Annotated in this window: 14 protein-coding genes and 1 pseudogene; 8 read left to right on the forward strand and 7 right to left on the reverse strand. The window is 43.1% G+C overall.

Annotation, left to right across the window (positions count from 1 at the left end; genetic code table 11):
• Nucleotides 1–585, forward strand: a 585-nt coding sequence (arsH, locus tag ACYTXL_RS20285) for an arsenical resistance protein ArsH (protein WP_461926291.1), incomplete at its 5' end; no start/stop codon positions are given.
• A gap of 47 nt (nucleotides 586–632) precedes the next feature.
• Here the strand turns inward: arsH and ACYTXL_RS20290 are convergent.
• The 4 genes from ACYTXL_RS20290 to ACYTXL_RS20305 all read right to left on the reverse strand — a co-directional run bounded on the left by ACYTXL_RS20290 (nucleotide 633) and on the right by ACYTXL_RS20305 (nucleotide 3941).
• Nucleotides 633–1319, reverse strand: a complete 687-nt coding sequence (locus ACYTXL_RS20290) for a PHP domain-containing protein (RefSeq protein WP_461926292.1) — start codon at nucleotides 1317–1319, stop codon at nucleotides 633–635.
• 538 nt (nucleotides 1320–1857) lie between these two features.
• Nucleotides 1858–2994 carry an AIR synthase related protein gene (locus tag ACYTXL_RS20295; protein ID WP_461926293.1) on the reverse strand — a complete coding sequence of 379 codons (1137 nt, stop codon included), beginning with the start codon at nucleotides 2992–2994 and terminating at the stop codon, nucleotides 1858–1860.
• Between the two features lie 76 nt (nucleotides 2995–3070).
• Complete coding sequence (locus ACYTXL_RS20300; protein WP_292793795.1) at nucleotides 3071–3277, reverse strand: hypothetical protein; 207 nt, start codon at nucleotides 3275–3277, stop codon at nucleotides 3071–3073.
• A gap of 295 nt (nucleotides 3278–3572) precedes the next feature.
• Nucleotides 3573–3941: a hypothetical protein gene (locus tag ACYTXL_RS20305; RefSeq protein WP_461926294.1), complete on the reverse strand. Its 369-nt coding sequence runs from the start codon at nucleotides 3939–3941 to the stop codon at nucleotides 3573–3575.
• 905 nt (nucleotides 3942–4846) lie between these two features.
• Between ACYTXL_RS20305 and ACYTXL_RS20310 the strand changes: the two genes are divergently transcribed.
• From ACYTXL_RS20310 to ACYTXL_RS20340, 7 genes and pseudogenes are all read left to right on the forward strand, one after another.
• Nucleotides 4847–7075, forward strand: coding sequence for an EAL domain-containing protein (locus tag ACYTXL_RS20310; RefSeq protein WP_461926295.1), 2229 nt, complete (start codon nucleotides 4847–4849; stop codon nucleotides 7073–7075).
• 106 nt (nucleotides 7076–7181) lie between these two features.
• Nucleotides 7182–7352 (forward strand): type II toxin-antitoxin system PemK/MazF family toxin, encoded by a 171-nt coding sequence (locus ACYTXL_RS20315; RefSeq protein ID WP_461926296.1) that lies wholly within the window; start codon nucleotides 7182–7184, stop codon nucleotides 7350–7352.
• Nucleotides 7353–7487: 135 nt separating this feature from the next.
• A complete protein-coding gene (locus ACYTXL_RS20320; protein ID WP_461926297.1) occupies nucleotides 7488–8453 on the forward strand; it encodes an acetamidase/formamidase family protein in 966 nt (321 codons plus the stop codon).
• Between the two features lie 24 nt (nucleotides 8454–8477).
• Nucleotides 8478–8849 (forward strand): annotated as a pseudogene (locus ACYTXL_RS20325) (TSUP family transporter).
• Nucleotides 8850–9072: 223 nt separating this feature from the next.
• Nucleotides 9073–9255: a hypothetical protein gene (locus ACYTXL_RS20330; RefSeq protein ID WP_461926298.1), complete on the forward strand. Its 183-nt coding sequence runs from the start codon at nucleotides 9073–9075 to the stop codon at nucleotides 9253–9255.
• Between the two features lie 270 nt (nucleotides 9256–9525).
• Nucleotides 9526–10221 carry a pentapeptide repeat-containing protein gene (locus ACYTXL_RS20335; protein WP_461926299.1) on the forward strand — a complete coding sequence of 232 codons (696 nt, stop codon included), beginning with the start codon at nucleotides 9526–9528 and terminating at the stop codon, nucleotides 10219–10221.
• A gap of 230 nt (nucleotides 10222–10451) precedes the next feature.
• Complete coding sequence (locus ACYTXL_RS20340) at nucleotides 10452–10940, forward strand: NUDIX hydrolase (protein ID WP_461926300.1); 489 nt, start codon at nucleotides 10452–10454, stop codon at nucleotides 10938–10940.
• 42 nt (nucleotides 10941–10982) lie between these two features.
• Here ACYTXL_RS20340 and ACYTXL_RS20345 read toward each other — a convergent pair whose 3' ends face one another.
• The 3 genes from ACYTXL_RS20345 to ACYTXL_RS20355 all read right to left on the reverse strand — a co-directional run bounded on the left by ACYTXL_RS20345 (nucleotide 10983) and on the right by ACYTXL_RS20355 (nucleotide 13692).
• Nucleotides 10983–11279 carry a transporter substrate-binding domain-containing protein gene (locus tag ACYTXL_RS20345; protein ID WP_461926301.1) on the reverse strand — a complete coding sequence of 99 codons (297 nt, stop codon included), beginning with the start codon at nucleotides 11277–11279 and terminating at the stop codon, nucleotides 10983–10985.
• A gap of 778 nt (nucleotides 11280–12057) precedes the next feature.
• Complete coding sequence (locus ACYTXL_RS20350; protein WP_461926302.1) at nucleotides 12058–13038, reverse strand: 2-dehydropantoate 2-reductase; 981 nt, start codon at nucleotides 13036–13038, stop codon at nucleotides 12058–12060.
• A gap of 48 nt (nucleotides 13039–13086) precedes the next feature.
• The gene (locus ACYTXL_RS20355; RefSeq protein ID WP_461926303.1) at nucleotides 13087–13692 is read right to left on the reverse strand and encodes a PEP-CTERM sorting domain-containing protein; all 606 of its coding nucleotides are present in this window, start codon (nucleotides 13690–13692) and stop codon (nucleotides 13087–13089) included.
• Between the last annotated feature and the right edge of the window lie 59 nt (nucleotides 13693–13751).

A 13751-nucleotide genomic window follows, 5' to 3' on the forward strand; every position in this document is an offset into this window, starting at 1 on the left:
CGTGAGCGTTCCTATAGCCGCCTCTTAGCAGAGGAAGCCGCACGCATCATTGAAGAATTTGGGGCAGAGGTGAAGTTTTTCGACTCGCGTGAACTCCCAATCTACGGCAGCGTACCTGACACCCACCCAAAGGTGCAGGAGTTGCGCGAATTAAGCCTGTGGTCAGAAGGGCAAGTCTGGTCTAGCCCAGAGTTGCACGGTCAGATTTCTGGTATAATGAAAAATCAGATCGATTGGATTCCCCTCACTATGGGAGCGATGCGACCGACTCAAGGCAGAACTTTGGCTATCATGCAAGTGAGCGGTGGATCGCAGTCTTTCAACGCCCTCAACACATTAAGAATTCTTGGGCGCTGGATGCGAATGTTCGCTATCCCCAACCAATCCTCAGTGGCTAAAGCATATCAGGAGTTTAACGAAGACGGCACTATGAAGGATTCGCCCTACCGCGATCGCGTCATCGATGTTATGGAAGAACTTTACAAGTTTACCTTGCTACTGCGTGACAAAGTTGATTATCTCACAGACCGCTACAGTGAACGTAAGGAAAAAGCTGCTAAAGAGACAATCATGATCAAAAAATAACCTCCTGGCTGCTTGAACCAGGGGTATAAAAACAAATGGATTCATCTTTACAAGCGTTGTAGCAGACTCAAGCCGTGAGTATCAGTACCACAGGTATTGAGAAGAAAGTATTCATCAGCTAACTTTTGCACTTGTTCTGATTCCAAGATGCTGGGTTTCCAAGGGGTAGGGTTATTGTAGGCGTAGAAAGTTTCCACACCATCGATACCCTTTTGGGACGCAGCTGGAATTAAGTCAAAATGCGATCGCTTGTAACGAGCTGGATGAGCCAAAACTGCCAATCCCCCAGCTTCATGAATAGCGGCAATCACGTTACTTGCCTGATATTGTTGGCCTATAGTCGGCCTTCTTTGCAGATAGGGTTTCATACTAGGGTGTTCTGTTCCAAAAGCGTAAGCCAAAATGTGAACTTCTATATCCAAAAGGTTGGCATTGATTTCCACCCCACTCCACAGGTGAGGAATGATTGCACTAGGATTACTCCACTTCCAGTCTTCTAACCAAGCAAGTGATGCTTGATAGCCGATAATACCATGATGATCGGTGATCGCTAACCCTTTTAACCCAATAGCGATCGCCTGCTCCATCAATCCACTCGGCTGCAACCTTCCATCAGAGTAGACAGTGTGCATGTGAAAGTTGAATAACCTTGGACAACTATGTGCATCAATGTTATGGAATACTTGCTTCAAAAGTTCTGCCGAAGCAGTAGTCTGAGCCAAATTTACAGCCATAACCCCCTCTGAATAAAAATATATATTCTCAACACACTAAAACGCCACATCTACAGATGAGAAAGACCTAGCACTAAAAATTAGTGTTGGCTGCTACTTTCTCAGCTTGATCAGCAAATTTTTCAATATGTTAAGACTACGTTAGCAAATCTTAATCTCAGTAGTCATGGGTGTTTTAGACTACTTTTGTTTTCGGTAGTAACAAATATTGCATCCAAAATTTCATCAATGCGCCTCTAGTATCTGTGCTAAATTACTTAGAGAGTAAAGCTTTAGTAGAGTAATTATCTCTAATCAGCCGGAAATGAAACTTTATATGGTGTGTAAAAAATATTATTTATCTCAATATTTACACTGATTTTATCTAACAGTAATGACTTGTGCGTAGGCGTAGCCTACCGCAGGTCTTACCCTGAGCCTGCGCCGTTCGCGCAGCGTCTGGTAGAGAAGGGCATCGCAAAACTAAGAGTATCCTGTAATTTTAAATGGATAATTGTCTAGAATAGCTTCCAGAAAACTGGCGATCGCTCCTAAATCACTATACCCCTCGCGCAATTCCAAAAGAATCCCCCTTCAAGGTGACTCCAAGCGGTTCTACCACCACCTCGCGGCTAAGGGACGCTTCAACCCTTCCTGCAATCACAGCCGAAAGCTGATGTTCTCTTGCGAGCATCACGATTCTCTCTGCATCCTGCTGCGAGTCTGTATAAAATGCAAATCCTGCACCGTAGTTGAACACGGAAAGCATCGTCTGAACCCCGCCCTCAAGATGACCCTCGACAAACGTAAATATCTCCGGCACTGGCAGCATTGTTTCGATGACATACCGGAGTGGCTTCACCGACCGCATCAGCTTTTGCCAGCCATGGCCAGTGATATTTTCCATTGCCGTGGGACGAATTCCCTCGCCAAGCACCGCCTGGACAAGCGGCGTATAGAGATGCGACGCAGCATTCATCGCTGACCAGAACTCCTGCCCACTCGGAAGTTTTGTTCTGTAGCCATCAGGGAGCGACTGGGCGAGCTTTCGCAGTGGGGTAAAGCCGTTCTCATGGGGTCCCGAACTTTCGACCAGAACAATGGTATTTCCGGCATCCAGACGCGAGCTATCAATGGGAGCGACACCAGCCGGCATGACCCCAAAAACCGAGCCTGCGATGTCGAGCCGGCCTGGAATCATCTTAGTTTTTAATTGAGGAGTTTCCCCTGAGAGATATACGCAGCCCACTCGTTTGCATCCCTCAACTACTCCATCTAGAAACCCATCAAGGAAAGCGGGAGTAAAGATCGTTTCAGGAGTACTCGACGGCAGATAAAGACCGAGAAGTATAGTCTGCATACCTGAGGTTGCCGCGTCGTTCGTCAGACATGAGATGATCTTGATACCGATATTCCACCAGAATCGTCGAAGCTCCTCTTCACAGAGATCGTCAGGCCGGGTATCGTCTGCGGTGCCCAGTCCTTCGGGTACAAGTGTCATCGAAAGTTCCCTAGCCCCCGCCTCTAGAAACGGAGCCAGGTTAAAACTAAAAGCGTTAGCGCTAGCTCCGAGACCGGATGCAGGCACGGTGCCATAAGCGCTTGCAAAGCCAAGTGTGCGTTTGGCGGCATCAATGAAGCGTCGTTTTGCAGCATCGAGAGTATCGTAATCGACTTGATCGAGAGCTTGAGGCATCAGGTTGCGTTTTAAGTTAAAAGTGAGGAGTTAGGAGTTAAGAGTTAGGAAAACTCATAGCTGATAACTCATCACTTTAAAATACCTCATCTTCAATACCATGCCACCATTCCCCCAAATTCATCAAGTCTTGGTAAATATCTTCTAATTCTTTGGTATAGACATCGTTTGTAAGGGTGGCTCGACGCTCTTGCAATTTCTTGAGGCGCAGTTGTACCAATAGCCAAGGTTTGGTAATGCTATTCGTTGCTTCGATGTATTGCGCTAATTCTTTACTATCCATATATTATTTTTTATCATCCATTAGAAATCAGATTAATATCCTTTGTGTTAACTGTGGAGAATTGCTATCTTTTAACTCAGACAGTAAAATCTCTGGTTGCGTTCACGAATTGGCGGCTTCCGCATCGCCTCAGATGTCCTTTAGCTGGCATAATCGTAGATACACTCTTTCTACGGTTACGATTATATGCATATTTAGATGTGAAATAGCTGATCTCACCCTAAATCCAACTACTTTATCCACTAAACAGCTTTGTAGCTAGCTAAGACTAGATTTACTTCCATCTGGCTAAATTTTAGAGTACTGACTCTTTAACTTTTGGTGAATTCTCAAGCTTGTTTGGATTCACCCAACGATTGACAAATTCCTTGTTATGTTTGTATACCTTGATTTGCACTTGCTTGGAACTTAACTTGACTACTTCGGCAGTGATTCTTTGGACATCGTTAGAATCCGCACGGGGCTTGTAAAGCCAAATGACTTTTTGTCCTACTTGAAAGTAGTTAGGATTGCTAGTTAAAGAAGGCGCACTTTCTGCCCAAGAGGGGAATACAATTGCTAAGTTGATCAAAAGTACTAAGACCACTAGAGTTATTTGGAAAAGTTTCATAATCATTGCACTTGTCTTGGGTCTGGTGGGGTAATCAATCTGCTGCTCTAGCATTTAGCTATTGTCCTTCTTTGCTTTTTGAAAGTTGATGTTGCTGGCTAATGATTTTGCCGGATTGATGTAGCACCTCTTTTTCACCTAAGTTTGATAGCTATAGAGATTTGGATAGTTAATTACTTAGCCTTTAGCTGTATCGCAAGCCAAGTCTGTATTTGTTCAAAGTTCAAATCTCTACTGCAAGACTGACGCAAACAATAGCCCAAAAGAATGATTTTTAGGTAGGGGCAATACCTTGCGGTCAGCTAAAGCTACATGAATTGCCCCGGAGGGCGTATAGTTTTGCGTAAGTCCTCTACTGAATTTCAGGATAAAGCGACTTTGAGAATAAAATCAAATAGTCTTGTTTGTTAAAACGATAAATTAAAATTATGACGAAAGTTGTGATGCTCTGACTTAAGATCACAATCTCTATCTCAGGAATACTAGGCGCAAAAGAACACTCTGTTGTCAAAATTGATAATATATAGTGCTTGATGTTTCTAAGAGTTTTGGAGAATAAAGAACACTTTTAAAATATCCTCTAAAACAGAAGATTATTTATTGAATTTGTGGAAAGCTTTTGTTCTTGATTTAGGCTAGATTCATTCTTAAGTAATATATATTTAATCTTAATTAATCCATCTGAAAGTTCTTGCTGCACTGACTAATTTTTGCTTTTATTTTATGATTTTCAATTGTTAATATAACTACTCGTTAATTTGCCTTATTGTAGAAAAGCTATCGGCAATTATTTGACCAGTTAATATCAAGCTTAGGATATGTTGGGAAATCACCTGATCAGCTAAAATATTCAGTTTGCCGAACTCATCAAATCTTCATCTATTTGAAGTATAGTTTATCTTTTATCGGATAAACAGTGGGAATAATAAACTAAATCGCATTAAGCAAATTAGTTAGCTATGAGTCAAACATGTCGCATCTCCAAAACCTGTGCTTGTCGCAATGTTGCACGCTGCCGGACTGAGGAGCCAGGTAAGCTCTTTCTCTGGTTCCCCGTTCCACATACTCTGCAAAAAGTTACCTCCTACCTACAGCAGTTTGCCCTTAAGTATGAACTGATGCACGAGCGACCAGGTTTAAGTTTGGACTGTAAACCCGGACAGTCGCTAAAAATTGCGCGTAACCTAGCCGAACTACTTGCACCGAGAGAATTAAAAGAGACGCAAGTCCTTTTCATTCGAGGCGCTATGCAACCTCAAATTCAGGATTTTAGTGACATAGCTTCATTACAACGCTTCATTAAGTTGAACCAATCTGACTGGCTGATTGGAATGCTAGCAATGGAGCGATTCACCACTTACTTACAACCAATTGTCTCAATTAAGGATACATCGCAGATTTTTGGATATGAATCGCTCTTGCGGGGACTGGATGAACAAGGCAATATATTGCTACCGAAACCAATTCTGGAGTTAGCAACGGAAGCCGGACTCCTACCACAACTCGACCAAGTTGCTCGCTTCAGCGCAATTACTCAAGTCAGTCGCTATCAAGTAAGTGGGCACATCTTCATCAATTTTGCACTAACGTCACTTTATGACCCAGCTTTTTGCCTACGTAGTACGGTAGAGGCAATCGATGCTGCCGGCATTTCCCATGATCGGGTTGTTTTTGAAGTCGTGGAGTCAGACAATCCTCAAGATTTAGACCATCTCAAGACGGTGCTGCAATACTACCGGGATGCTGGGTTTTTAGTTGCCCTTGATGATCTGGGTTCTGGCTATTCCAGCCTAAACTTGCTACATCAGTTACGTCCAGACTTTATCAAGCTGGACATGGAGTTAATTCGAGATGTGCATCAAGACCTTTACAAAGCTTCGATTACCGAGAAACTTCTTGAGATTACTCAAAAGTTAAATATCCAGACTGTTGCTGAAGGAATTGAGTGCATTGAGGAACTGAACTGGCTGCGAGAACGAGGTGCAAATCTTGCTCAAGGCTATTTGATTGCTAAACCCAGTGCAGTGCCTGTGACTATAACCCCTCAGTTTGATCCGATCGCATTAACTGTAGCATCAGCAAATTCTCAGGTAGTTAAGCAGCAGGTTCAACACCAAAGCGAGTCTGAGCGAATTGTCGCGGCTGTGACACAGCGCATTCGAGAATCGTTAGAGTTAGACGAGATTTTGCAAACCACAGCAGCCGAAGTACGACAACTGTTTGAGATAGACCGAGTACTGATTTATCAGTTTAAGCCAGACTGGAGTGGTTTAGTTGCTGTAGAATCCTTAGCAGAAGGCTGCATGTCCATTCTGGGATTTCACGTCATGGATACGTGCTTTAAATCAACCTGTGCAACTTACTACCAACAAGGCAATACTAAAGCGATTGAAGACATTCAAACTGCGGGACTATCGCCGTGTCATTTTGACCTGCTTCAAAGTTTGCAAATCCGGTCAAACCTGATCGTGCCCATTTTGCACCAAGAGCGTTTGTGGGGACTATTGATCGCTCACCAATGCCGTCACCCCAGACAATGGCAGCAATCTGAGGTTAATTTGTTTAAGCAGTTAGCAGGTCAAGCTGCGATCGCTATTCAGCAATCAGAACTTTACCAGCAATTACAACAAGCAAACCAGGAATTACAGCGCCTTGCCTCTTCGGATGGTCTAACCCAAGTGGCAAATCGACGCTGCTTTGATGACACGTTCAACGCAGAGTGGCAACGGTTGGCACAAGAGCAAGGCTCACTATCTTTGATTTTGTGTGATGTCGATTACTTTAAGCTTTACAACGATACGCATGGACATTTGGCAGGAGATGATGCACTCAGACAGGTTGCCAAGGCAATCTCTCAGACAGTTAAACACCCCGTTGATTTAGTTGCTCGTTATGGTGGAGAAGAGTTTGCAGTCATTTTGCCGAATACTCATATTCAAGGGGCGATTGCAGTTGCAAGAGATATTCAGACCAATGTTAGTGCATTACAAATGCCTCATCCGCATTCTGATGTCAATGAATTCATCACCTTAAGTTTTGGTGTGTCAACTATCACTCCTCATAGCCAATTATCTCCTGCAACCTTAATTGCTGCTGCTGACCAGGGACTCTACCAGGCAAAAGCACAAGGAAGAAATTGTGTGGTACAGATGGACTGTGAGGATGCTGATGTGAGATATCTCCTTTAGCACCAGTCTCCATTTTCTCTGCCAATTATCGTGAATACAGATCACAAATTTAATGTTGATGGCATTTTAACTGTTGGAGAGATATTTTGCGTAAGTCCTAATTGTATTGGATACCAGTCATCCAGATTTTGCTGCCAGTGGGTTAAATAAACCATCGACTATTAGGCTGGATCATTTGATCACAGTTCCGAAATCGCTGATTCAGCGTGAACTGGGTACATTATCATCGGATATGCAAGATTTGATTGCTAAAATGCTGTGCAAGTTATTAACATAGCGGTTCTCTCTTTGATGCAACACGCGTTAGGGAATATTGCTGTACGCCTACCAATGGTACGCTGGTTTGCTCAAGTCTCTTAACCCACCCATGCGATTTGCTCTTGTATTACACCCAACTAAAAACACAACAGCGATGACTCACTACATTTTAAAAGCCTCAAAAGAAACCGTGCATTTAGGCGGTTTCTCTCATCTGCTAGAACCAGCACTCATTATCGACTCTGGCGATACCGTTGACGTAGAAACTTATACTGGTTACTACGTTTATGACAAAGCACCACCAGAGTTTCTCACACCAGAATTTATCGACATCTGCCAAAATCTTTTACCAGAACGCAAAATTGCTGGGGGGCCGCATTTACTCACAGGGCCGATTTATGTGCGCGATGCCCAACCAGGGGATGTTTTAGAAGTACAATTGGATGCGATCGCACCTCGTTTAACTGTCGGCTTCAATGCCATTCGTACAGGTTGGGGAGCTTTACCAGATCAGTTTACTCAACCTGCTTTGAGATTCATTCCGCTAGATTTAGTAAACAATATCGCGGAATTTCCGGCGGGTGCTGGTATAAAAATTCCTCTCAAACCCTTTTTTGGGATTCTTGGTGTCGCTACTCCAGAAAACTCTCGAACTTCTGTCCCACCAGGTTCTTACGGCGGTAATATCGACAATCGGGAATTACAAGCTGGTTCTCGTTTATTTTTGCCGATTTTCGTACCAGGCGCATTATTTTCTATTGGTGATGGACATTCGGCACAGGGAGATGGTGAAGTAAATGTCACCGCCATTGAAACTTCCATGAATGGTAGAATTACTCTTAAACTTCGCAAGGATTTACAACTGACAACACCAATTGCTGAAACTCCAACTGATATCATCACAATGGGTTTTGCTCAAACCTTAGATGAAGCATTGGAACTGGCTTTAAAAAACATGATTATTTTTCTGAAACGCTTCATAAATTTGTCGCCAGAAGATGCTTATGTATTATGTAGTTTAGCTGTGAATTTTCACATTACTCAAGTTGTGAACAGTCCCCAAAAAGGTGTGCATGGAATGCTCCCAAAATCCATCTTTTCCCAGAGAATTAATTTATAATTGCCAATCTAGTAACCATTTTTTATGTCTAATGTCTTTATCCAACTGTTGTTAATCGGTTTATTTCCTGGCATTGCTGGCGGAATGTTTGGTATCGGTGGTGGCGCAATTATGATTCCGGCAATGGTGTTAATAATTAATTTAAATTAGAAGTTAGCTACAGGAACTTCTGTGGCTGCTCAAATTTTGCCAATCGGCATTTTAGCAGCTTTAGTTTACCAGCGCAGCGGTAATCTTAATATCAAATATGCCCTGATTATTGCAGTTGGTTTAATTGTGGGTAACTTCTTCGGGGCATTGTTTGCAAATCAGCCGTTTATTAGCAGTCAGTTAATGAAAAAGCTGTATGGTATCTTTGTGTTAATGATCGGTATTCGTTATTTACTGTCAAATTGAAGAGTTTAATTAAGCTTCAGCTTTTTCTTAAAGGAGGAGTGGAAAAAGTTGATGGCAGTATGGTCAAATACCTCCACCATTTCTTGAGCCAACTTTTAGCAAGTGTTCGCTAAACACGTACAATAATGGTCGGTTGTTACCCACACCAGTCTGATTGTTATTAGTCAGAATGTAGTGGTGCAATATATTGCACTCTTACAAAAGCTAAATACAGAGGTAGACTATGTTTCCTTTTTGGGGTAATACCTGTTATGGAAGCGAACCCATTTCGCACAAAGCTAGCTTAGAGCGGAAATTAAAATTCTTGATTTGGATGCGAGATGATTTAGAGTCCAAACTTGCTGGTATTAATGCTTCTATTGATACCATTCGGCAGCAGATAGAACGCTCAGATTCAGCTGTTTAGAACTTAGTTCTTGCAGACATTTGTAACTCTTTTGTGACTGGGCGCTGTAAATGGGCTGCATCAGTGTTGTAGGCTGTGTGCAGCGCTCTGTCACCAAGTGGCGTATAAAAAAAAAGAGGCAGTCTTGAAAAACGAAGCCCAGCCTTTTGTGCTGGGGACTGGTAGAACTAACCCTTAATATTTAACTCCAGACAGAGGGAAAGTAAGCAGAGTTGATTAATACCTTGAAGTTAGAGCCTTAATCGTCTGAAAGCGCCAAAACTTATAGAAATGAAAAATATTATCTCGATTGGTTGGAATAGCTGGTTAAAAGGCCACAAAGAATCTATTTTACTATTTGACTCAATTGCTGCCGCTAGTGAGATTGCCCTTATGCTTAACGGTCAGTGGGATGGCTGCAATGGTGTGATCATCGCTAAATGTGATGAGATAGCTGTTAACACTGCGTCCTTACTATTGGAAGCTACATGGTGTTATCAAGGCGCTTCAAAAGCTATTTTAGACAGAGTAACAACTGATGAAGTTTTACGCCGTTATGCAATCGGAGAAAGAAATTTTGTTAATGCTAATTTGAGGTGTGCAGTACTTGCATCAGTGAATCTGAGTGGAATTAACCTAAGTTATGCAAAGCTGAGTTGGGCAGACCTAAGTCAAGCCAATCTCAGTAAAGCTGATTTCATAGCAGCAGACCTAAGCCAAGCTAATTTAAGTGGAGCCGACCTGATTTCGGCATACCTAATGAGGACAAACCTAAAAGGGGCAGACCTGCAACAAGTTTCACTGAGGGGGGCTAACCTAAGTAGCGCATGTTTAAGTGAAGTTAACCTGACTCATGCAGATTTAACAGGAGCCAATTTAGCACTAGCAGACCTAAGAGGGGCAAATTTTCACGAATGCAATTTGAGAGGGGCTAACCTAACAGGTGCCAAGTTAATTGAGAGTGACTTGGCTTTTGCTCTCCAATGATCTCGGCTGGAAGCGAGGATAGCGGCGGGCTGTGACGCTCATAAGAGTTGCGTTAGCGCCTATAAGAATCTATACCGGTGCTAGTGGTAAAAGCAAGGATTTTGGTGTAGATGCCATAGTTAGAGGTTGAATGGGAAGAATTCGCCTATTGAGCTAGCTGCATTATCCTGTTTTCAGGCGATCGCTATTTGCTACCTTTAGATTTTCTTTACAAACTTTCTCTAAAGATTATGGCGAATTGGTCAGATTCTTATCTCGGCAAGTTACGACAAGTTTTAGGTGAGCGCCTACTTCTATTATTTGGCGCACGCGTAATTATCGAGGATAACTTGGGGCGCGTTTTGTTGCAAAAGCGAAGTGATTTCAAAGTTTGGGGGCTACCTGGTGGCTGTCCAGAGGTAGGTGAATCTGCCGAAGAATGTTCAGCACGAGAAGTTTTTGAAGAAACTGGTTTAACGGTTAAGCGTTTTGCACCTGTGGGGTTTTCTTCCAACCCAGCCTTTGAAACTGTAACCTATCCTAATGGCGATCGCGTGCAAAATTTCATTTTGATTTTGCGAGCTGTTGAATGGTCAGGCAGTCTCGCTTGCTTAGATGGAGAATCCCTGGCGCTGGAATTTTTTGATTTGGCAAACTTACCTACATTAATGCCAAACGAGCGCCCTGTTTTGGAAAAGTTTCAGGAATACAAGAGAAGCGGCGAATTTCTGATGTTCTAAAGCATTTTTTTCAAGAACTGCTTGGCGCGATCGCACTTAGGATTAGGGAATGTCTGGAATAATCCTGGTAAAGTCGAGATTCAATCCGCCTTTGGTAGGAGTTGAGGATGCAGGATTGGCGGTAGTGTTCTGTGAAAACCACTTCGCTACAAGTTTAGCTAATGTGCCATTCTCCTTCATTTGTTGAAGAACTTTGTTAAACGGTTCTGCTAAAGAAGAACCTTTGGGAAAAGCGATCGCTGATCCACTTACCTCCTCTGAGGGAATAATATTAAACTCTAAATCTGGGTTAGCTTCGGCGAATCCCTTAGCAGACAGTATCCTCAACAATTGCTGCATCAATTGCCCAGATTTGATTTTTGAAATGCACGTAGTAGACCCTCTAGGCTAAAATAGTGGATTAGACGTAGGTTGGGTGGAGCGGAGCGCAACCCAACTGATTATCAGGATGTTGGGTTACGCAAAGCCTCCACCCAACCTACAATTTTTTTGCAACTTGATAATTATATAATTTACATTCCGCACCTGAAACTGTCACATCAATCGAGCAGATAATACCTGTGAAATGCAGCAGCGAAAAATTCTAATATCCATTTTTATTAGGTAATACCATTTCACACAAACCCTGATACATATAGATTTCTCGTAGAAGCACAGCAATGCTCATTGGTGTCAACTTAACGTAGAAGTTAGGCAAGGCATGCTTTCGAGGTTTCACCCTCACCCCCAACCCCTCTCTCAATTTTGGGAGAGGGGAGCAAATTCTCTAGTTCCCCGAATCCCAACTTGGGATTCGGGGTTAGGGGATGAGGGCAAAACGTCTTCTCAAAGCAGATTTTTTCTGAAGTTGACACCAATGAGCTTTTTCTGTGCCCCTACCAACGTATTTGTATCATTATTAAAGTGAAAGGGTATAACGCGATGTGCGACTTATTCTTGGAACCCCGCTTCCATTCCTCTCCCCGTTGGCGTCAGCCTGCCGTTAGGCAAGGGTCGAGAGGCTTTTATTTTTGCTCCCCTTCCCTACAAGGGAAGGGGTTGGGGGTTAGGTTTCAGAGAAAGTCACAGATGGCGTTAGGTAAGATGTCTGCCTAATCCCATAAAAACTTAGGAACTGTCAAATTCTTACTTTAGTGGCTTCCAGCAACTTAACACTGGCATAAATAGCATCAATATAAGGTGTGGGAATTTGAGTAAGTTTTCCCAATTCTGCCACCGCACCCACAATCGCGTCTATCTCCGTGGGGCGTCCAGCTTCAATATCTTGTAGCATGGAAGTTTTATGGGCACCAACATTTTCTGCCCCATTAATTCGCTGTTCCAAAGTGATGCCAAACTTTATACCCAAATTTTCCGCGATCGCTTGAGTTTCAGTCATCATTTGCCGCGCTAATTCACGAGTCAGGGGATAGCGACAAATACTTTCTAGAGTAGCACCAGTCAGCGCACTAATGGGATTAAACGCCACATTCCCCCACAACTTGATCCAAATTTCCGTGCGAATTTGATTGCGGATTGGTGCTTTGAATCCTGCCTGTTTTAAAGTCTGTGCTAATAATTGGATGCGTTCTGTTTTAGTGCCGTCGATTTCACCGAGAGTAAAGCGATCGCCTTCAATATGTTTGATTACACCTGGTTCAATTATCTCAGTTGCCGGGTAAACAACACAACCGATGGCGCGTTCAGCACCAATATTAGCTTCAATAATCCCATCTGGGTCAACAGATTGAATGCGTGTACCTTCATACTCACCGCCATGCTGACGAAAGTACCACCAAGGAACACCATTTTGGGCTGTCACTACCATCGTCTGAGCATCGTAGAGTGCAGGCAGAAAAGGTGCGATCGCCGGGACACTGTGAGCCTTAACAGTTAAAATTACTACATCTTGTCGCCCCGCTTTCTGGATCTCGCTAGTTGCTAAAGATGGAGTAGCAATTTGGCTAGAACCGTCTGCCATAAGCAACTTCAGCCCATTTCTTTGAATTGCTTCCAAATGAGAACCACGCGCAATCACCGTCACTGCTTCACCTGCCAGTGCCAGTTTTGCCCCTAAATATCCACCAATCGCACCTGCGCCAACAATACAGATTTTCATTTTCTCAAAACAAAATGAAGGAGTTAATGTAAGTTTTTATTGATGGTTTTAGGAACCTTTTTCGACCTTCTTGTGAGTGAATTTGGATAGCTTGTGACGTTTGAGTGCTGAAGGTGCGCCGAGGGTGCCGAGGATGAGTAAACTAAGGATAGAAGTGGGTTCAGGGACGGTGATTATCGTTGCAGAAAAACTAATGGGTAATTCACTATCTTCCAATCCCAAATTTTCATAACCTGGTATGATTGGCGGCGCAGAAAAAACCTCTAAATAACCTGGTGTCGGCAAAAAACTAGCGAAAAATGTACTAGAATAACCTCCTCCCGAAGTGGAATACCCAAAACCGTCACCTGTTAACTGCTGAGTATTAAGACTAATTAAATTATCAACATCAAAAGGTTCGTTTCCTGGTATTGGAGTCCCGGCGGCTTGCAGACCAGTAATTGTTTCGCCATTTCGTGTACCAGTAATTCCAGAAATCAGGTAAAAACCCAAATCGTTAGGGGTGTCATTAGTGGTGAAAGTACCGTTCGCCGCTACGCCAGTACCAGAATAATTCCAGTTCCAACTTAAAGCAGAGGCGGTTTCCATTGTCCCGAAAACTAATCCAGATGTGGTGGCGAGGATTATGGCAGATACTAGAGCTACATTTTTCATGAAAGTCCTTAGTGCGATCGCGGATCTTGTCGAGGGTTCCCGTGTATTATAGAAATTGG

The sequence above is a fragment of the Nostoc sp. genome, from assembly GCF_054880495.1.

Bases quoted from the DNA above. Each gene is read 5' to 3' on its own strand.
- ACYTXL_RS20290 (WP_461926292.1), bottom strand. From the start codon at position 1,319: ATGGCTGTAAATTTGGCTCAGACTACTGCTTCGGCAGAACTTTTGAAG.
- ACYTXL_RS20295 (WP_461926293.1), bottom strand. From the start codon at position 2,994: ATGCCTCAAGCTCTCGATCAAGTCGATTACGATACTCTCGATGCTGCA.
- ACYTXL_RS20300 (WP_292793795.1), bottom strand. From the start codon at position 3,277: ATGGATAGTAAAGAATTAGCGCAATACATCGAAGCAACGAATAGCATT.
- ACYTXL_RS20305 (WP_461926294.1), bottom strand. From the start codon at position 3,941: ATGCTAGAGCAGCAGATTGATTACCCCACCAGACCCAAGACAAGTGCA.
- ACYTXL_RS20310 (WP_461926295.1), top strand. From the start codon at position 4,847: ATGAGTCAAACATGTCGCATCTCCAAAACCTGTGCTTGTCGCAATGTT.
- ACYTXL_RS20320 (WP_461926297.1), top strand. From the start codon at position 7,488: ATGACTCACTACATTTTAAAAGCCTCAAAAGAAACCGTGCATTTAGGC.
- ACYTXL_RS20330 (WP_461926298.1), top strand. From the start codon at position 9,073: ATGTTTCCTTTTTGGGGTAATACCTGTTATGGAAGCGAACCCATTTCG.
- ACYTXL_RS20335 (WP_461926299.1), top strand. From the start codon at position 9,526: ATGAAAAATATTATCTCGATTGGTTGGAATAGCTGGTTAAAAGGCCAC.
- ACYTXL_RS20340 (WP_461926300.1), top strand. From the start codon at position 10,452: ATGGCGAATTGGTCAGATTCTTATCTCGGCAAGTTACGACAAGTTTTA.
- ACYTXL_RS20345 (WP_461926301.1), bottom strand. From the start codon at position 11,279: ATGCAGCAATTGTTGAGGATACTGTCTGCTAAGGGATTCGCCGAAGCT.
- ACYTXL_RS20350 (WP_461926302.1), bottom strand. From the start codon at position 13,038: ATGAAAATCTGTATTGTTGGCGCAGGTGCGATTGGTGGATATTTAGGG.
- ACYTXL_RS20355 (WP_461926303.1), bottom strand. From the start codon at position 13,692: ATGAAAAATGTAGCTCTAGTATCTGCCATAATCCTCGCCACCACATCT.